Source organism: Actinomadura sp. NBRC 104412 (assembly GCF_030269515.1).
Taxonomy (GTDB): domain Bacteria; phylum Actinomycetota; class Actinomycetes; order Streptosporangiales; family Streptosporangiaceae; genus Spirillospora.
Genome location: NZ_BSTM01000004.1, coordinates 282174 through 300136, shown reverse-complemented (window position 1 = coordinate 300136; position 17963 = coordinate 282174). Strand labels below are relative to the sequence as shown.

At 71.6% G+C, this 17963-nt stretch carries 19 protein-coding genes and 1 pseudogene; 5 read left to right on the top strand and 15 right to left on the bottom strand.

Going from position 1 to position 17963, the window contains the following annotated elements:
* Nucleotides 1-11: 11 nt before the first annotated feature.
* From QSK21_RS07535 to QSK21_RS07500, 8 genes are all read right to left on the bottom strand, one after another.
* Nucleotides 12-716 (bottom strand): class I SAM-dependent methyltransferase, encoded by a 705-nt coding sequence (locus QSK21_RS07535; RefSeq protein WP_285694593.1) that lies wholly within the window; start codon nucleotides 714-716, stop codon nucleotides 12-14.
* A gap of 96 nt (nucleotides 717-812) precedes the next feature.
* A complete protein-coding gene (locus tag QSK21_RS07530) occupies nucleotides 813-1562 on the bottom strand; it encodes an SRPBCC family protein (RefSeq protein ID WP_285694592.1) in 750 nt (249 codons plus the stop codon).
* Nucleotides 1563-1685: 123 nt separating this feature from the next.
* Nucleotides 1686-2549 (bottom strand): FAD binding domain-containing protein, encoded by an 864-nt coding sequence (locus QSK21_RS07525; RefSeq protein WP_285694591.1) that lies wholly within the window; start codon nucleotides 2547-2549, stop codon nucleotides 1686-1688.
* Nucleotides 2546-4924, bottom strand: a complete 2379-nt coding sequence (locus QSK21_RS07520; protein ID WP_285694590.1) for a xanthine dehydrogenase family protein molybdopterin-binding subunit — start codon at nucleotides 4922-4924, stop codon at nucleotides 2546-2548. Before QSK21_RS07520 ends, QSK21_RS07525 begins: the two co-directional genes overlap by 4 nt.
* Nucleotides 4925-4928: 4 nt before the next feature.
* Nucleotides 4929-5447, bottom strand: a complete 519-nt coding sequence (locus QSK21_RS07515) for a (2Fe-2S)-binding protein (RefSeq protein WP_285694589.1) — start codon at nucleotides 5445-5447, stop codon at nucleotides 4929-4931.
* Nucleotides 5448-5846: 399 nt separating this feature from the next.
* The gene (locus QSK21_RS07510) at nucleotides 5847-6068 is read right to left on the bottom strand and encodes a peptidoglycan-binding domain-containing protein (protein WP_285694588.1); all 222 of its coding nucleotides are present in this window, start codon (nucleotides 6066-6068) and stop codon (nucleotides 5847-5849) included.
* Nucleotides 6069-6208: 140 nt separating this feature from the next.
* The gene (locus tag QSK21_RS07505; protein WP_285694587.1) at nucleotides 6209-6922 is read right to left on the bottom strand and encodes a CHAP domain-containing protein; all 714 of its coding nucleotides are present in this window, start codon (nucleotides 6920-6922) and stop codon (nucleotides 6209-6211) included.
* The gene (locus tag QSK21_RS07500; RefSeq protein WP_285694586.1) at nucleotides 6922-7065 is read right to left on the bottom strand and encodes a hypothetical protein; all 144 of its coding nucleotides are present in this window, start codon (nucleotides 7063-7065) and stop codon (nucleotides 6922-6924) included. The genes QSK21_RS07505 and QSK21_RS07500 overlap by 1 nt, the downstream gene beginning before the upstream one ends.
* A gap of 163 nt (nucleotides 7066-7228) precedes the next feature.
* Between QSK21_RS07500 and QSK21_RS07495 the strand changes: the two genes are divergently transcribed.
* On the top strand, nucleotides 7229-7414 hold the full coding sequence (locus QSK21_RS07495) for a hypothetical protein (protein WP_285694585.1): 186 nt from the start codon (nucleotides 7229-7231) through the stop codon (nucleotides 7412-7414).
* 3 nt (nucleotides 7415-7417) lie between these two features.
* Here the strand turns inward: QSK21_RS07495 and QSK21_RS07490 are convergent, their stop codons facing one another.
* From QSK21_RS07490 to QSK21_RS07475, 4 genes are read right to left on the bottom strand one after another with little or no spacing between them, the layout of a single operon-like run.
* Nucleotides 7418-9685: an FtsX-like permease family protein gene (locus QSK21_RS07490; RefSeq protein ID WP_285694584.1), complete on the bottom strand. Its 2268-nt coding sequence runs from the start codon at nucleotides 9683-9685 to the stop codon at nucleotides 7418-7420.
* Nucleotides 9682-10368, bottom strand: a complete 687-nt coding sequence (locus QSK21_RS07485; protein ID WP_285694583.1) for an ABC transporter ATP-binding protein — start codon at nucleotides 10366-10368, stop codon at nucleotides 9682-9684. Before QSK21_RS07485 ends, QSK21_RS07490 begins: the two co-directional genes overlap by 4 nt.
* Nucleotides 10365-10889 (bottom strand): PadR family transcriptional regulator, encoded by a 525-nt coding sequence (locus tag QSK21_RS07480; protein ID WP_285694582.1) that lies wholly within the window; start codon nucleotides 10887-10889, stop codon nucleotides 10365-10367. The genes QSK21_RS07485 and QSK21_RS07480 overlap by 4 nt, the downstream gene beginning before the upstream one ends.
* An 8-nt stretch (nucleotides 10890-10897) precedes the next feature.
* Complete coding sequence (locus QSK21_RS07475; RefSeq protein ID WP_285694581.1) at nucleotides 10898-11677, bottom strand: GntR family transcriptional regulator; 780 nt, start codon at nucleotides 11675-11677, stop codon at nucleotides 10898-10900.
* Between the two features lie 209 nt (nucleotides 11678-11886).
* On the opposite strand from QSK21_RS07475, the pseudogene QSK21_RS07470 reads away from it, so the two are divergent.
* The 3 genes and pseudogenes from QSK21_RS07470 to QSK21_RS07460 form a co-directional block, all read left to right on the top strand.
* Nucleotides 11887-12159 (top strand): annotated as a pseudogene (locus QSK21_RS07470) (hypothetical protein); the annotation flags it as partial.
* A gap of 178 nt (nucleotides 12160-12337) precedes the next feature.
* The gene (locus tag QSK21_RS07465; protein WP_285694579.1) at nucleotides 12338-12961 is read left to right on the top strand and encodes a hypothetical protein; all 624 of its coding nucleotides are present in this window, start codon (nucleotides 12338-12340) and stop codon (nucleotides 12959-12961) included.
* A 1-nt stretch (nucleotide 12962) separates the two neighbouring features.
* On the top strand, nucleotides 12963-13604 hold the full coding sequence (locus QSK21_RS07460) for a class F sortase (protein WP_285694578.1): 642 nt from the start codon (nucleotides 12963-12965) through the stop codon (nucleotides 13602-13604).
* Nucleotides 13605-14034: 430 nt separating this feature from the next.
* Here the strand turns inward: QSK21_RS07460 and QSK21_RS07455 are convergent, their stop codons facing one another.
* On the bottom strand, nucleotides 14035-15588 hold the full coding sequence (locus QSK21_RS07455; protein WP_285694577.1) for an alkaline phosphatase D family protein: 1554 nt from the start codon (nucleotides 15586-15588) through the stop codon (nucleotides 14035-14037).
* 288 nt (nucleotides 15589-15876) lie between these two features.
* Here QSK21_RS07455 and QSK21_RS07450 point away from each other — a divergent pair, with 288 nt between their 5' ends.
* Entirely contained in the window at nucleotides 15877-16365 is a 489-nt protein-coding gene (locus tag QSK21_RS07450) for a cupin domain-containing protein (RefSeq protein WP_285694576.1), read from the top strand.
* Nucleotides 16366-16392: 27 nt separating this feature from the next.
* Here the strand turns inward: QSK21_RS07450 and QSK21_RS07445 are convergent, their stop codons facing one another.
* Both QSK21_RS07445 and QSK21_RS07440 read right to left on the bottom strand, forming a co-directional pair.
* Nucleotides 16393-16626 carry a hypothetical protein gene (locus QSK21_RS07445; RefSeq protein WP_285694575.1) on the bottom strand — a complete coding sequence of 78 codons (234 nt, stop codon included), beginning with the start codon at nucleotides 16624-16626 and terminating at the stop codon, nucleotides 16393-16395.
* Entirely contained in the window at nucleotides 16619-17923 is a 1305-nt protein-coding gene (locus QSK21_RS07440; RefSeq protein ID WP_285694573.1) for a PspC domain-containing protein, read from the bottom strand. The genes QSK21_RS07445 and QSK21_RS07440 overlap by 8 nt, the downstream gene beginning before the upstream one ends.
* Nucleotides 17924-17963 lie beyond the last annotated feature (40 nt).

Genomic DNA, 17963 nt, shown 5'->3' with positions numbered 1-17963 from the left:
GACCGGGCGTCCTAGAACCAGGGGCGGTGGGCGCGGGCGAACAAGGTCACGCCCGGCCACGACTTCACCGGCAGGTGGCGCTCCACGAACGTGATCAGACGCAGCGCCTCGTTGGTCACGGGGCGAAGCTGTGTCATGTCCTCACGGTGCCGGGCGCGGTGGCGGCGCATCCGGACCAGCGGGCGCAGCAGCACGTTCCAGTTCCACAGCCGTTCCACCACCAGCCCCGCGCCCTCCAGCAGGTCGACCAGGTCGAGGCGGGAGTAGCGGCGGACCCGTCCGAGCGCGACGTCATGCGCCGACCACAGCGCCATGTCGCAGGGGACGGCGATCAGCGCGGTGCCGCCGGGCCGCAGCACCCGGGCGATCTCGGCGGCGGCGTCGCGGTCCTCCTCGATATGCTCCAGGACGTTGAACGCCAGCGCCAGGTCCTGGCCGCGGGACGGCAGCGGCAGGTAGCGCGCGTCACCGTGGTACGCCTCGATCCCCTGGGAGAGGCACAGGTCGACGGCGGTGGTGGAACTGTCGACCGCGATGGCCTCCCAGCCGTGCTCCCGCAGCACCCGGGTGTTGCCGCCGCCCGCCGCGCCGATGTCGACGGCCGTGCCCGGCATCGCGGTGCGGCGCAGCTCCCGGGCGAGGATGCCGCGGCGCTCGCGGTACCACCAGTTGTCATCCTCGAGTTCGACGATCCGCTGAATCTCGATGGTGTCCACGCACCCAGCGGACGGCATGGCGCCGCCGCACCGCCACCCGCGCGCCGGTACAGACCCGATCGTTGACCGTGCTTTTCCCCAGGTTTTCGGTTGGGCTCAGGACCCGCGGCGCCGCCGTACCAGGAAGCGGACGACCAGCGCCAGCACCAGCACGGCGGCCAGCGCGGGCACGGCGCGCTTGGCCACCGACGGGCCCGCGACCTCCAGCAGGTCGATCGCGTCGTCCGGGCCGGCGCTCCGCCGGAGGGGGGTGACGACCGGGTCGTCCGAGGACGTCGACTCGACGGGGCTCGCCTGGCGCTGCCGCGGCACCTTGGGCGTGTCCTCCGCGGCCGTCTCCGGCTCGCTCTTCTCCGGCTCGCTCTTCTCCGGCGCCGCCGGTTCCGGCTCGGGTTCGGACTCCAGCCGGGCCGCCAGCTCGGTCGCGAACCGCGTGATCAGCTTGGCGCCGACCTCCGAGAGGATGTTGCGCCCGAACTGGGCGGGACGGCCGGTCACGTCCAGCGTGGTGCGGACGGTCACACGGGTCGAGCCGCCCTCGTCGGGGACGGGGTGCAGTTGGGACACCACGGTCGCCGACGCGGTGCCCGAACCCCGCGCCTCCTTGGCCGCGGCCTCCAGCGTGATCGTGCGGGACGACTCGTCCGCCGAGGTGATGCGGGCGGTGCCTCGGTAGGTGATGGTCATCGCGCCGACCTTCACCCTCATCCGGCCCGAGTACTCCTCGCCGTCGACCGAGTCCAGCGTCGCGCCCGGCATGCAGGACGCCACCCGTTCCACGTCGAGCAGCACCGACCAAGCCTGATCCACCGGTACCGGAACGGTGAATTCGTGGTCGAGCTCCATGTTTTCGGTCCTTCTCATCCGGGGGGCCTGTCCGTGACCTTACGACCCGGCGCCGTCGCGCCGCCAGGCGCCCCCTGGGGCGGAACGCCTGACTCCTCCGGCGTTCCGCCCCGGGCGGGACCGTCAGACCGCGGCCGCGGCCGCGGCGGTCAGCGCCCGCGCCGTCAGCACCGTGGCCAGATGCCGCCGGTACTCGGCCGAGCCGTGCAGGTCGGTCGGGGGCGAGGTGCCCTCGGCCGCCTTGGCGCCCGCGCCGCGGAACGCGTCCTCCGACACCGAACGGCCCGCGATGAACTCCTCGACCGCGGTCGCCCGCACCGGCGCCGGACCCATGTTGGTCAGCGCCACGCGGGCCTCCTCGATCGCCCCGCTCTGTCGGCGGACCGCGGCGGCGACGCCCACCACCGCCCACGCCTGCGCGGTGCGGTTGAACTTCTCGTAGTGGACGCCCCAGCCGGCGCCGAGCTTGGGGACGCGCACGCCCACCAGCAGCTCGTCCGGTTCCATCGCCGAGGTCATCCAGTCCACGAAGAAGTCCTTCGCGGGGATCTCCCGTGCGCCGCGCACCGAGCGGACCAGGAACACCGCGTCCAGCGCCACCGCCACGGCGGGCAGGTCGCCCGCGGGGTCGGCGTGCGCCAGCGACCCGCCGAACGTGCCGCGGTGCCGCACCGCCGGGTCCGCGACCGTCGCGGTGGCCTTGGCGATCAGCGGCGCGTGCTCGTTCACCAGCGGATCGCCCATCACCTGGTAGTGGGTGGCCATCGCGCCGATCACCAGCGCGTCGCCCTCGTCCCTGATCTCCCTGAGCGCGTCCACCCGGTCCAGGTCGATCAGCGCGTCCGGGTAGGCGAGCCGCAGCCGCAGCAACGGCATCAGGCTCTGCCCCCCGGCCAGCACCTTGGCGTCCTCGCCCGCCTCGGCCAGCGCGGACACCGCCTCGTCGAGCGAGCCGGGACGGACGTAGTCGAACTTCGCGGGGATCACTGCGCACCTCCAGCCTGCTCGGTCGCCTCGCGCAACGCCCGCCAGACCCGTTCCGGCGAGCACGGCATCGGGACGTCGTTGACGCCGTACGGGCGCAGCGCGTCCACGATTGCGTTGACCACGGCCGGGGTGGACGCGATCGTGCCGGCCTCGCCGACGCCCTTCACCCCGAGCGGGTTGGACGTGGCCGGGGTCTCGGTGCGGTCGAGCGTGAAATCGGGCAGGTCGGCCGCCGAGGGCAGCAGGTAGTCGGCCATCGTGGTCGTCTGCAGGTTGCCGTCGGCGTCGTACACCGCCTCCTCGTACAGGGCCTGCGCGATGCCCTGCGCGAGACCGCCGTGCACCTGGCCCTCCACGATCAGCGGGTTGATCACCTTGCCGATGTCGTCCACCGCCACATACGAGCGGATCCTCACCATGCCGGTCTCGGTGTCCACCTCGGCCGCGCACAGATGGGTGCCGTGCGGGAACGAGAAGTTCTCCGGGTCGAACGTGGCGTCGGCGTCCAGCGAGGGCTCCACGCCGTCCGGCAGGTCGTGCGCCGCGAACGCGGCCGTCGCGACCTCCTGGAGGGTGCGGCCCTCCTCCGACACGCCGCGCACGCTGAACCGGCCGCCGGTGAACTCCAGGTCCTGCTCGGACGCCTCCATGAGGTGCGCCGCCACCTTGCGGGCCTTCTCGATCACCTTGTCGCAGGCGTTGTAGAGCGCGACACCGCCGACCGCCAGCGAACGGGACCCGTAGGTGTCCATGCCCTTCGGCGCCACCGCCGTGTCACCGTGCAGGACGCGGACGTCCTCGAACGGCACCCCGAGCCGGTCCGCCGTGATCTGCGCCCACGCCGTCGCGTGCCCCTGGCCGTGCGGGGACGACCCCGTGACCACCTCGACCACGCCCGACGGCAGGACCCGCACCGCGGCGTGCTCCCAGCCGCCCGCGCCGTACGACAGCGACCCCAGCACCCGGGACGGGGCCAGCCCGCACATCTCCGTGTACGTGGACACGCCGATGCCGAGCTGCACCGGGTCGCGGCGCTCCCGCCGGTCGGCCTGCTCGGCGCGGAGCTTGTCGTACTCGAACAGGGCCAGCGCCCGGTCCGTGGCCGCCTCGTAGTTCCCCGAGTCGTAGGTCAGCCCCGCGATCGTCTCGTACGGGAACTCCTCGTGCTTGATCCAGTTGCGGCGCCGCACCTCGATCGGGTCCAGGTCGAGCTCGGCGGCCAGCTCGTCCATCATCCGCTCCAGCGCGTAGGTGGCCTCCGGCCGTCCCGCGCCCCGGTACGCGTCGGTGGGCGTCTTCGTGGTGAAGATCCCCCGGCATGTGAACGAGTAGGCGTCCATCTTGTAGATGCCGTTGTACATGAACGCGCCCAGGATCGGGATGCCCGGCGTGACCAGCATCAGGTACGCGCCCATGTCGGCCAGCAGGTCCACCTTGAGCCCGCGGATCCGGCCGTCCCGGTCCGCCGCGAGCGTGATCTTCTGGATCTGGTCGCGGCCGTGGTGGACGGTCAGGTTGCCCTCGCTGCGCGACTCCGTCCACTTGACCGGGCGGCCCAGCCTGCGGGCCAGCAGCAGGAGCAGCACCTCCTCGGCGGTCACCTGGAGCTTGGAGCCGAAGCCGCCGCCGACGTCCGGGGCGACGACCCGGATCTGGTGCTCGGGGATCTGCGTGACGACCGACAGCATGAGCCGCAGCACATGCGGGATCTGCGTGGCCGAGTACAGCGTGTAGCCGTCGCCGTCCGGCACGGCCAGCACGGCGCGCGGCTCCATCGCCGACGGGATCAGCCGCTGCTGCACGTACCGGCGCTCCAGCACCACCGGCGCGTCCCGCATCGCCGCGTCCATGTCGCCGTTCTCGAACACCCACGTGTAGCTCTCGTTGGTGCCCAGCGACTCGTGGACCAGCCCGTCCGCCTGCTCGACCGCCCGTTCCATGTCGACGACGGCCGGCAGCGGCTCGTAGTCCACGTCGATCTCTTCGAGGGCGTCGACGGCGGTGTAGCGGTCCCGGGCCACGACGATCGCCACCGGCTCCCCGACGAACCGCACCTCGTCCACCGCCAGCGGCGGATGGTCGGGGATCTTGATGTCCTCGGTGACCGGCCACGCGCACGGCAGCGAGCCCTGCTCCTCGGCCAGGTCGGCGCCGGTGAGCACCGCCACCACCCCGGGACGGCCGCGCGCCTGCTCCACGTCCACGCCGGAGATCCGCGCGTGCGCGTGCGGGCTGCGCAGGAACGCCACATGCAGCGTGCCCTGCGGCTGGATGTTGTCGGTCCACCGGGTCCGCCCGGTGATCAGGCGGGCGTCCTCGGTGCGCCGCCGCGGGGTGCCGACCTCGCCCGCCGGGGCCTCGTTCGTCGCGGTCATGTCCTCACCTCCCGCTCTCCGCCGGTGCCGCCGCCTTCGCCGCCTGCCCGTCGGCGCCCGCCCGCATCTCGGCCGCCGCGGACCGCACGGCGCGGACGATGTTCTGGTAGCCGGTGCACCGGCACAGGTTGCCCTCGAGCCCTTCCCTGATCTCCTCGTCGGAGGGGTCGGCGTTGTCCCGCAGCAGGTCGATCGACGCCATGATCATGCCGGGGGTGCAGTAGCCGCACTGGAGCGCGTGCTCCTGGTGGAACGCCTTCTGCATGGGATGGTCGCCGCCGCCGGTGCCCAGCCCCTCGACGGTGGTGATCTGCTTTCCGTCCGCCTGGACGGCGAGCACGGAGCAGCTCTTCACGCTCAGCCCGTCCATCAGGACGGTGCAGGCGCCGCAGTTGGTGGTGTCACAGCCGACCGGGGTTCCGCCTTTGCCTAGCCGGTCACGCAGGTAGTGGACGAGCAGGAGACGCGGTTCGACGTCGTCCTCATAGGTCACGCCGTCGACCTCGACCTTGATTTGAGCCATTCGTTCTCCCAGGGGGTGTCTCGGGTGGGGCTGGCAGGGAGAGACGTCCCTGGGGGCGGTGCGCGCTGGGGTGCGCGCCGGTCGGGCCACGGCACCGGGGCCTCCTCCGAGGGGGAGGGCGAGCGAACGACGCTACGAACCTATTCCGTGGTTGAAGCGTGTACTAGTCCCTGGTGTGTCCTATTTCACGCTGACCGCAACTGACCAATGCAGTGAACCGGGATGGACGGTGGGTGAAACGTGACGAACGGTCGGTGAACCGCCCCGAACGGCACCGTCCGTCCCGCCGAACGGACGGCCGCCTTCGGCCGACCGGCCGCGGAGAAGCCCGCCGGCGGGTGCAGGGAACGGTGGTGGACGCACACCGCCGGCGGGCAGGCCGAAAGGCTCGGTGGCCGCTCAGTGCACGCGCAGCAGCACCGGCCAGGTCTTCGGGCCGACGATCCCGTCGACCTCGACCCGTCCCCACGCCTGGACGGCTCGGACGGCCTGCTCGACCGTGGTGTCGAACGGCCCGTCCACCGTGCCGATCTCCGGGTGGGAGCGGGCCATCAGCAGGGCCCGCAACGTCTGCACGTGCTCGCCCTCGGCGCCCTTGCGGAGCATGGGGAGCTTCTTCACCAGATCCTCCGTCCACTCGATGAGCCGTGCCGCCGGGGCCACCGGGCTACGAGCCTTCCCGGGGTCCGGGAACTCTCAGCGGCCTTGCCGTCCTCGCCGGAGCCGTTCTTGCCGAAGCCGTTCTTGCCGGTGGGGCCGGGTTAGTGAACGCGCAGCAGCACCGGCCACGTCTTGGAACCGACGACGCCGTCGGGCTGCACCCGTCCCCACATCTGCACGGCTCGGACGGCCAGCTCGACCGTGGTGTCGAACGGCCCGTCCACCGTGCCGATCTCCGGGTGGGAGCGGGCCATCAGCAGGGCCCGCAACGTCTGCACGTGCTCGCCGTCGGCGCCCTTGCGCAGGGTCGGCAGTTTGCCGACGATCTCCTCCGTCCAGTGCGCGGAGCCGTATGCGGGCCTTCCGAAGCCGGCGATCACGCTCGACGCACGCACCCTGCGCTTGCAGGCGTCACCGGTGTTGCCCTCGATCGTCTGGACCCGTCCGCCGCCCAGGACCTTCTCCACCACTCCGACATGGTCGATCGCGGTCACCCGGTTGGTCTCGCCCCAGTCGAAGAACGCGATCCATCCGGGCTGGGCCCCGTCGACGTTCTCGGTCGTCCCCGAGGACCATCGGTCGATCTTCTTGAAGTCCTGCGCGTGCCACACGGTGTAGGCGCGGTCTCCACCGGGCAGCACCGCGTCGGCGTTGCCGCTCTGGCGGGCCCACTCGGTGACCGCCATGTCGCACCACGGCGCCTTGAGGAACTCCTTGCCGTGCCGCTTCGCGTAGGCCCTGATGATCGCGTTGGGCCGCCCGGACATCCCCAGGGACGTGCGGGCCGCGGCGATCATTCCATCGGCGCTGCCCATCAAGTCCCCTCGATCCCCGTGTAGATGCCGTTCTCGTCGGGCTCGCCGTACAGCTCGCGCAGAACGTCCTCTTCGTCTGCCTCGGTGGCTCTGTGCACATCGGGATGCACGTCCACGTGCTCCATCTCCTCGGGCAAACTCACGGATCCCCCAGCGGTCGCTTCCCCATGTTGGTGCAAAGAGTAATCATGTGACTACCAAGAGTGCAACAATGTCGGGTCAGGTCGCTAGCCACATCCGGCCGGGGCGTGCTGAGGCGCCGGACGTTGGCGATCATTGAGCGGAACGGATATTCGGGGAGATCGCATGCCGCCTGCGAGCGCCCGGCCGCGTCGGCCGGGGTTTCTCATCTACTACCTGTACGAGGACGAGGCGCCGGCCCGGCGGGCGGGGCCGGTGGTGGCGGGAGCGCGCAGGACCGCCACGGTCGTGGCGGTCCTGGCGTTGATGACCCTGCTGAGCCTTACCTTGGGGCCCGCCTTCCAGTCGTAGGGGTCATTCGGCCCTGGCGGTCTCGGGACCGGTGATCCGTTCCATCAGCGGCAGGGTCAGCCCGATGACGGCGAGGGAGCCCGCGAGCCCGCCGAGGACGGTCAGGTAGTAGCCGAGTCCCGGCGCGACCAGGGTGTAGTCGAGCTGCGATCTCAGGAACAGCTCCGCGGCCAGGAAGCCCGCGCCGGTCGCCGCCATCGCGGTCACCAGGAGCGGGACGGCGCTTTCGAGCAGGACGACCCGGCGCATCACGCCGATCGGGACGCCGGTGAGGCGCAGCAGGCTGAACGGGCGCTTGCGGTCGTTCAGGCTCCCGACGACGCCCACCGCCAGGCCGCATCCCGCGATGCACAGGCTGACGATGATGACGACGTTCACCAGGCGCTGGTAGCCGGTGAGCATGCGGGCCGTGTCGGTGTCCGCGCCGGACTCGGCGACGGTGGCGGGCTCGGTCATCAGCGGGAACGCGCGGGTGAGGGCCGTCCGCGCCCGCTCGATCGCTCGCGGCGAGCCGTCCGTCCTGACCATGACGGCCTGGACGGGGAGGGCCCGCAGCCGTTCGGGGGCGACCGGTGACGCGGGCCAGACGGTGCCGCGGCGGTCGTGCTCCTCGTCCAGCAGGATCCAGGCGAAGTGGCTCGGGACGGCGGCCGTCGTCGCGCCGGGCGCGCAGCGTCCGAAGCCGGTGGCGCCGGCCAGATCCGCGCAGGAGATCAGCATGTCGCGCGAGCTCGGATCGCCGGGGTCGCGGGGACCTGACGGGTCCGGGTGGAGCACCATGGCGCCGTGGACGCCCGGGACCGCGCGCACCTCGTCCAGGGTCCTGAACGGCACGGAGGCCGATCCCGACCGGGGGCCGCCCGCCCCACGAACCGTGCGGTGCTCGAGGTCGGCCACCAGCGTGCTCGCGGCCGTCCTGTCGCCGCGCTGCGTGCCGCGTTCGGCGACGAACGTGGTCATCACCCCGATCGCGGTGGTGGTGACGAACAGGGCGAGGACGAGCCCGCTGATGGCGCGGAAGCCCGCCTTCGGATCGTCCGAGAGCCGCCGTCCGGCGATCAGCGCGGCGGGACGGCGCGCGCGCCGCGCCATGATCCGCGCTCCGGTCATGGTCAGCCACGGGCCGGTGACGACCAGGCCGGCCATCATCAGCAGGACGCCGCTCATGTACGCCGCGATCTGCCCGTTGGTGGTGTCGGGGCGGCGGCCGAGGAAGTAGGTCAGCTCGGCGATCCCGGCGATCAGCGGGATCAGCCGGTACGCCCTGGGCGCGCTCGGGGTGACCCGCCGGGCGACGCCCAGCGGCGAGATCCGTACGCGGCGCAGCGCCCACCACGCCGCGATCGCCGACGCGACCGGGACGCCCAGCCCGGCGAGCGCGATCTGCGCCGGGCTCAGCGACAGGTCGCCCGGGTAGAAGGACTCACCGGTGAACGGTACCGCCGCCAGCGGCACGCGCAGGAAGAGGAACAGGCCGAAGCCCACGGCCGTCCCCGCCGCCGCGGCCACCGCCGACTCCACGGCCGCGATCACCGAGATCTGCCGGGGCGTGGCGCCGACCAGCCGCATCGCGGCGAACCGCCGTTCCCTGCGGGCGGCCGACAGCCGCGTCGCGGTGCCGATGAAGATCAGCACTGGGACCAGCAGCGCCCCGGAGGTGACCGCCAGGACCAGCGCGACGACGTCCTCCTCCATGCCGTACCGGCACTGCCAGCAGGTGCCGGGCGACAGCGTCGCGATACTGGTGATCGGCCCCGCGCCGTGCGCCCCGGTCAGGTCACGCGGCGCGTGCCCGACGACGACGATCAGGGAGTCGGGGGACGGGAGCGCCTCCTTACCGATCGTCCCGGCCAGAGACCCGGGGTAGCGGTCACCGAACTCGGCGGCGGGTTCGGAACGGAGCATCTTCTGCAGCGCGGGCGAGGCGTAGTACTGCCCCGGCCCCGGCACTCTGGGAATGCCCGGCGGGACGGGCGACCGCGGCCCCGTGGCGGCCACATCGACCCGGATGATGCGCTCGTCCTTGTAGTGGTCGGTGGCGACACGCCCCAAGAGCGGGTGCGGGGACGGCTCGGCGTGCGGCGACGTCACCTCGGCTATCCCCGAGTTGAGCCATGCGAACCTGGCGTTCTGCTCCTGCACCCCGTTGATGCCCGCCACCGTGACCAGGAGCAGCGCCACACCGATCGCCACGGCCGCCGCCGTCAGGGCCAGCCGGACGACCCCCTCCCTGCCGCCGCGCAGGGTCAGGCGCAGCCCGAACCCGATCACGACGCCCGCGCGGCCGGGAGCCCGCTCACCTTTCCGTCCCGGACGATGACCTCACGGTCGGCGTACGCGGCCACGCGCGGCTCGTGGGTCACGACGACGACGGTGGTGCCCCGCTCCCTCGCGGCGGCGACCAGAAGGTCCATGACCTGTTCCCCGCTGAGCGAGTCCAGCGAGCCGGTCGGCTCGTCGGCGAACAGGACCTCGGGGCCGGCCACCAGGCCGCGCGCCAGCGCCACCCGCTGCGCCTGCCCGCCGGACAGCTCGCCCGAACGGCGTTTCTCCAGCCCGTCCAGGCCGAGCCGCGCGCACCAGTCCGCGGCCTCCCTGAGCGCGGCCGGCCTCTTGGCGCCCGCCAGCAGCAGCGGGAGCACGATGTTCTCCTCGGCGGTCAACTCCGGCACGAGCTGGCCGAACTGGAACACGAACCCGAACCGGTCGCGGCGCAGGGTGCTCCGCGCGGTCTCGCTCAGGGTGTCGATCCGGCGGCCACCGAAGTGGATCTCGCCGGAGTCGGGGACCAGGATCCCGGCCAGGCAATGCAGCAGCGTCGTCTTCCCCGACCCGCTCGGCCCCATGATCGCCAGGATCTCCCCGGGATGGGCCGCGAGCTCGGCTCCGCGCAACGCCGGCGTCCGCCCGAACGACAGGACGACGTCCCGCGCCTCGATGATCGGCCCGGTCATGAGCGCACCGTCTCGGCGAGCGCGTCGAGCCGGGCCGCGGTGAGGTCCATCCAGCGCAGGTCGGACTCCAGATGGAAGAGCCCGTGGTCGGCGAGCAGCGCGTCCACCAGCCCGCCGGTCCGCTTGACCTCCGTCAGCTCGCGCATCCGCCTGAGGTGCGCGGACCGCTGGGCGTCGAGATAGCCCGCGGCGTCCCGTCCGAGCATCAGCGCCAGGACGACCTTCGCGAACAGCACCGTCTGCAAGTGCGGCACCGCCTCCACCGGCTCGGCGAGCCAGGTCTCGAACTCGGTCGCCCCCTTGTCCGTGATCACGTACCGCTTGCGCTCGGGCCCGGCACCCGCCTCGGACTCGGCGACCACCACCTTCCCGTCCCGCGCGAGCCGCCCCAGCGTGGCGTACACCTGCCCGAACGGCAGCGGCTTGCCCCGGCTGAAGAAGGCGTCGTAGTCCCGCTTGAGGTCGTAACCATGGCTGGGCGCCCGCTCAAGCAGGCCGAGAAAGGTCAAAGGAACACTCATGAGGGCGACTATACGCTGAGCGTATACATCCCGTCTATACGCTCAGCGAATAGCCGCGCCACCAGGTGAGACAAGCGCCGAAGCAGGCGCCTGGCGATCAGTCCACAGGGATGGTGTAGGCCGGCTCGTAACGGTCGACCGGGACGATGATGTCGGCCGTCTCGACGGGCCGCTCCCCGGAGTACGTGCGCTGGCTGACCATCACGATCGTCCCGATGGGCTCGTCCAGAAGGCGCGGCCTCCTCGGCCAGGATCGCTCGCGGGGTGACCACCTCGGTGGCGAGTCCCACCTCGACGCCGATCGCGCGCATCCGCGCTACGACCCCGGCCCCGGCGTGCGGCCCTTCTTCAGGCAGCATGACAGGCGTGCCACGGGTGATGTCCAGCGGCTCCCACGAGGTGGACAGCATGGCGGGCTCGTCGTCGGCCAAGAAGGTGTAGCGGGTCCGCATCACCTCGGCGCCCTCCGGCACGCCGAGCCGTTCGGCGATCGCCGGCGGCGCCGTGGCGGTCTCCGAACTCGCGCGCCAACTCCCGGTAGGCCCCTGGCTTGCCATGTCGGCCCGGAACGGCGACCCGCCACGCGACTCGCGGTACCAGGACCGGGTGAGCCGCCGGACCTGCGGCCGCCTGCGGACGTACGTACCCGAGCCCGAGCGGGACTCGACGTACCCCTCGGCGACCAGGAGCCGTACGGCCTCGACGGCGACGCGGTCGGAGACCTCGTACTCCCGCGCCAGCTCGTGCCGGGACGGGACCTTGTCGCCCGGCGCGAGCCGTCCCTCCACGATCCGGCGCCGCAGATAGTCGGCGATACGCAGGTAGCCCGGCTGGGCTCAGGACCCCGCATCATGCCTTTCTACGCAACCTGGCCATCGACGCCCTCCGCCTCGCCGGACGCACCGACATCACCGAAGTCACTCGCTGGGACTGCCGCAACATGACCAGGCCATTCACCATCCTCGGACGCAATCATGATCTTGGAACGGCCGTGGGGCCCGCCTTCGCGGTCACGCTGATCTGGCAGTTCACCTCGATGTGGAACGACTTCCTTTTCGCGGCCTTTCCTGGCGCGCCCGACAGCTGGCCGGTCACCGTGATATTCGACAACACGGCGGGTTCGGGCGCGGTCGCCGTCCAGTACGACCAGCAGATGGCCGCGGCGCTGCTGGCATCGCTTCCGGCCCCGGCGCAGGACGCGCGAAATCCTGTCAAGCTTCCTGGTTGGCCGCATCAGGTCAAGATCATGCCGTGCGGTGTTCCGCGGTGAGAACACGGTTCATCTCACGACCCATCAGCTGCTTTCCTTCTCGTCCACCCCATGATTCCGCGAGGAACCCAGCGGAGAGGGGACGGCGCCCTGCGGCGCCGATCATGGCGTAATCCCCGCCATCGCGCATCGGGGCGGACGAGGTGGAGGCCATCCCCCTCCAGAGGAGAACCGACCGATGAACCCCACCCGACTGGCGGTCGCGGGCGCGGCGTCCGCGCTCCTGGCGCTGGGCATGGCGGGCCCCGTCTACGCCAACCCCGACCACAACTCCGACCACAACCGCTTTGGGAGGGGGGCTCCCGGGGGGTACGGCCACACCGAGGACCAGCCCGAGTCCCGGTCGCCGTCCCGGGGGTTCTCCTTCGGTTCGGACGATGTGAAGCTGTCGACGAACAGGGCCGTGCCGAACGGCAAGACCAGGTTCACGGTCACGTGCCCCAGCCGGCCCACCATCAGCGGCAACGCCTACACCCACAACCCGGTCCCTTTCACCAAGACCGGCAAGAACACCTGGGAGCACACCGGCACGTACAAGTCGACCCTGCCCAGGGTGATCACCGCAAGGGTGACCTGCGCGGGCTGCGGCACGGTCACGTTGTCCACCACCCCGGAGAAGGGTGACATGAAGCCGGGCAAGCCGACCGGCAGGATCCCCACCGGGCGGATCGACACCGGTGACGGCAGCACCCAGATGGCGTCGGGCCTGCCGCTGGCGGCCGGTTCCTCGGCCGCGGCCGCGCTGGCCGCCGCCGGCCTTGGCGCTTTCGCACTGCGCCGGATCGGGCGGGAGCGTTCCTGAATTGCCCGAGCGCATCACCACCACCGCCGGTCGCCGCGCCGCGTGCGCGGCGGCCGGCGCGTTGCTCACCGCCCTGCTGCTGAACGCCTGCGGGGACGACACAGCACCCGCGGCGGGCGGCCCCTCGGCGTCCCCCTCGGCCTCCCCGGCTCAGGGGGCGCCCAAGGACGCGGCGCCGATGGCCGAGTCGCGGCCCACCACACTCAAGATCCCGAAGATCGGCGTGTCCGCCCCGATCGGCTCGATCGGATTGCGTCCCGACGGGAGCATCGAGGAGCCGCCGCTCAGCCGTCCGAACCTGACCGGCTGGTACAAGGAGGGGGTCACGCCCGGCGAGGCCGGGCCCGCGGTGATCCTCGGCCATGTCGACGCCAACAAGAGGGCCGCCGTCTTCTACCGGCTCAAGGACCTGAAGGCCGGCGACCTGATCCAGGTGAACCGCGAGAACGGCACGGTCGCCACGTTCTCCGTGCAGGGCACGCAGAGCGTGGACAAGAACGCCTTCCCCCACGAGCAGGTCTTCGGCGAGCAGATCGACTACTCATCGCTGCGCCTGGTCACCTGCGGCGGCGCGTTCGACCCCTCCAGCGGTCACTACAAGAACAACGTCATCGTCTACGCCAAGCTGGTGCAGACCGCCTGAACGGCCCGTTCCCCTCCGGCACGCCCCCGTCCGGCCGGGAGTCGAACAACCGGCGCTTGACGTCGGCGACCGGAATGGCGCCCGGGTAGTGGTTGGGCTCGGCACCCTGCAGATCGGTCCGGTAGTGCCAGGCTGTACCGCGCTTGTCGGTGAACCCGATCAGCATGTTCTCGTTCAGCCACGGTCGGGGGTTGCTGCTTGTTGCGGCATGCGCCGACAAGATGGGGCATGACGTCGGAGGCTGCGGCCAGACGGTGTGGGCTGAGTTCGTCTGGTCGGCGGTAGACGAGGCCGGATAGGCGCATTGCCAGGCGGGGCTGGCGGACGGGGTGCTGTGGTACCGGCTGATGCTCGACCACGCCCCGCTGGACGAGGCGGCGGGGCGTGATCTCGCGCGGTTCGTGCTCCGTGGTGTCAGCGCACGGTCCCCTTAACGGGCGGGTCGCAGGGACTTGGAGTAAAGGGCCTTGCCGTCGATGTCGCGGAGGTGGACGGTCAGTTCTCCGCTCGGGGCGTCGATGGCCACCTCGCCGAAGAACTGGAAGCCCATCGCGGGGGACGTGTTGGCCGCCGGGGGGAAGGCTTGGAACGCGAGCTGCGGGCCGAAGGTCGATTCCAGACTGTTCGGGCCGAAGGCGCCGGCGTTGAGGGGGCCGGAGACGAACTCCCAGAACGGGTCGAAGTCCTTGAAGGCGGCCTTGGACGGGTTGTAGTAGTGGGCCGCGGTGTAGTGGACGTCGGCGGTCAGCCACACCATGTTGCGGACGCGGTTCCTCTTCGCGAACGAGAGCAGGTCGGCGATCTCGCGTTCGCGGCCCAGCGGGGCTCCGTTGTCGCCCTGCGCGATGCCTTCCTGGGCGCTGCCGTCCGGGACGATGAGGCCGATCGGCAGGTCGGCCGCCATCACCTTCCATGTGGCCTTGGAACGCCGCAGTTCGCTCTTGAGCCAGGCGAGTTGCTCGGCACCCAGCACGCCCTCGCGGTGGGTGGGGGAGTTGTTGGGGCCGTTGGCGTCCTTGTAGGTGCGCATGTCGAGGACGAAGACGTCCAGGAGGGGGCCGTAGGGAAGGCGGCGGTACAGCCGTCCGCCCTTAGGGGCCCGGACGGCGGTGGGGGTGTACTCGAACATCGCGCGGCGGGCGCGGGCGGCCAGGACGTCCACGCGCTTCTCGGTGTAGGCGGGCAGGTCCAGGATCTCGCCCGGGTACCAGTTGTTGGTGACCTCGTGGTCGTCCCACTGGTAGATCATGGGCACCCGGGCGTTGAAGGCGCGCAGGTTGGCGTCGTGCAGGTTGTACCGGAACTGCCCCCGGTACTCCGCAAGCGTCTCGGCGACCTTGGTTTTCTCGGGGGTGACGAAGTTCCGCCACGTGCGGCCGTCCGGCAGCGCCACCGTCTCGGACAGCGGGCCGTCCGCGTAGACGAAGTCGCCGCTGCACAGGAAGAAATGGGGGTCGCGTGCGGCCATCGCCTTGAAGATGCGGTAGCCGCCCAGCTCGGTGTTGATGCCCCAGCCCTGCCCGGCCAGGTCGCCCGACCACACGAAACGGAGGTCGGTACGGACGCGGGGCGCGGTCCGCAGGCGTCCCGTGACCGGCTCGGAACGGACGGAATGCCGGTCGGTGTCGGCCAGGATCACGCGGTAGTGCAGTTCCTCACCGGACGGCAGGCCGCGCAGGAACGTCTTCCCGGTCAGGTCGGTCTCCGGGGTCAGCACGGGGCCGGGGATCCGCCTGGCGTCCCGGAAGTCGGGCCTGCGGCTCACGTCCACCAGCATCCGGGCGGGACGGTCGGAGCGGGCCCAGATCACCGCGTCGTGGGCGGTGACGTCGCCGCTCTGAACGCCGTGGGTCAGCCGCGGCCGGTCCCGGTGGACCAGTCCCGGCGAGGCGAGGGCCGGGCCTCCGCCGACCAGGCCGCCCAGGACCGTTCCGGTGCCCGCCACCAGGCCACCGCGCAGGAAGCTCCGTCGATCCGGTGTCATCAATGGCTCCGTTCTCATCGAGCGTCGTAGAAGTCGCATGGTCCTGCGGACCGGTGGACGGAGCGTGAACGCCGGGGATCCAGCGATCTTCGGCTGATCGACGCAGATCGATTTGACATCGGCCGGTGGGAACCGATGTCCTTGAGCCATGCCAGCGCGAGTCTCCGTCTGCGGTCCCGTGGCCCTGCGCCGCGTGGCCAGCGCGCTGTGTCGTCCTTCGTGTCGTTGAGCCAGCAGCCCTGATCCGCTCCGACCGGCCGGTTCCGGCCGTACAACGAAGGACCTTCCGTGAACCTCGACATGGTTCCTGATCTCACGATGCGCGGGCAGGACGACCCGCATGGCCGTGCCGTCGCCCTCCGTCCCCCCACTGTGGGGCAGCTCGCCGCCCGCGTCCACGCGCTGAGCGCCAGCCCCGGCGACTGGTGGCATCTGGCCAGGTTCGAGCGGGACGAGCCGGTACGGGTCCCGCTGGCGGAGACGGACGGCGTCCGGTTCTGGCTGGTCACCTGGCCGCCCGGCTATCGCACCGGGGTGCACGACCACAACGACATCTGCCTGTGCGAGGGGCCGTCCTCAGGCGTCCGGCCACTCGGGCGAACCCGCGTGAACACCTTGATCGCGGGCGAGCTCACGGAGGTGCGGATCACCCCGCGTGGCGTGACCGAACGCTCGCTGCGGACCAATCGCGTGCGCGTCCACGGCGGCGGGAGCACGCACGAGCTCACCAACCCAGGTCCCGCGTACGCCATCACCCTTCACGGCGACCTGGCCTAGCGGGCCATCGCCTTCTCCTGACGCTCGCTAGCGGTGGCGGCGGGAGCGGGTGATGACGCGGACGATGCCCACCAGGCCCAGCCCGACGACCAGCGCGGGGGCGATCACCTGGGGGCGGTCGATGGGGTCGTCCGCCAGGCCCCCGACGAGGAAGACCGCCGCGACCAGCATGAAGAACAACCCGGTCAGCACCGATCCGACGTCGAACCTGCGGCGGCGGGCCGGACCGTCGGCGCGGGGTTCGGGACGATGCTCAGCCACGGGACACCTGCACATCCCCGATCCGGCCGCGGATCCGCAGTGCGATCACGGGCGGGTTCTTCACGCCCGGGGTCTCGGGTTCGAGCACCTCCCGCGAGCGGGCGCCGGGGCCGCTGATCGTCCGTGCCGCCACCTGGAGGTCGCCGAGCGCCACCCGCGCGTCGAGCTCGACCCGCGCGCCCGGCGGCAGCGTGACGTCCAGCGTGCCGACGGTGACCCTGACGTTGACCGCCACCCGCTGGCCGGGGCCGAGCGGCAGCCGGGTCAGGTCGAGCCGCCCGGCGCCCGCCCCCATCGTGTACTCACGCTGGATGCCCCCGGTGTCGGTGGGCCGCCACTCGACCTCGCCGTACCGGGTGTCGGGCGGCGCCTCCGCGACGACCGAGGTGGTCAGCAGGGCGCAGGTGAGGACGGTTCCGACGGTGGCCAGCCCGCGCACCCTGAACCAGCCGCCGGCCAGCAGCCCGCACCCGACCACGGCCAGCGCCACCGAAAGCAGGATCATCGTCTGCTCCGGGGCCGGGTGTGCCTGCGCCGTCGGCCAGAACGCCGCCGCGGCCGCCATGGCCGCCAGCAGCGTGATGGAGGTCAGCGCGGGACTTCCCTGGCGCTTCTTGGCGATCCGGGCGTCCCGGGAGCCGTGCGGACGCCTCGTCCGGTCCTCCTCCGGCGTGGCGGCCGTGGCCCCGGCGGCGGGCGGGCTCAGCGTGGCGAGGTCGATCATCCCTTCGGGCAGCCCGCCCCCGGACGGCGCCTCCTTGTACAGCGAAACGGGCGTGGACGCCCGCATCTCGGCTTGGTCAGAGGGGTCGAGCGGGTAGCCCTGAAGCCGCTCGGGGAACGCCCGCGCCTCCAACGTCAGATCCACACCGCGACCGTGCGCGACCAGCAGGATGAGCCCGAGCACGGTGAGCACCGCGAACGCGCCGGTGGACACGTGCCCTCCCAGCAGCCCGGCCAGCCCGTTGCCCAGCACGTTCAAGGCCACGATCGCGCAGAGCAGCGCACCCATGATGGACAGGACGGCGGGAGCGTCGAACCTGCGGCGGAACAACTGCTCGGCCACCGAGGCGCGGTCCGGCCCGGCCGGCATGAACAGCGCGGCCGCGATGTAGAGCAGGATCCCCTGCCCCTGCGTCAGCACCAGGATCCCGAACCCGACCCGGAAGACGATCGGGTCGATGCCGGTGTAGCGCCCAAGTCCCGTGCACACCCCGCCCAGGACGCGTCCCTCGGGCACACGCGCCAGCCGTGAGGGCGGATCCCTCCGTACCGCTGTGCTCTCCTCCTCGACCATGCCCCCCATCGTGGTCCCTTCGCGCCCGTACGCGGTATCG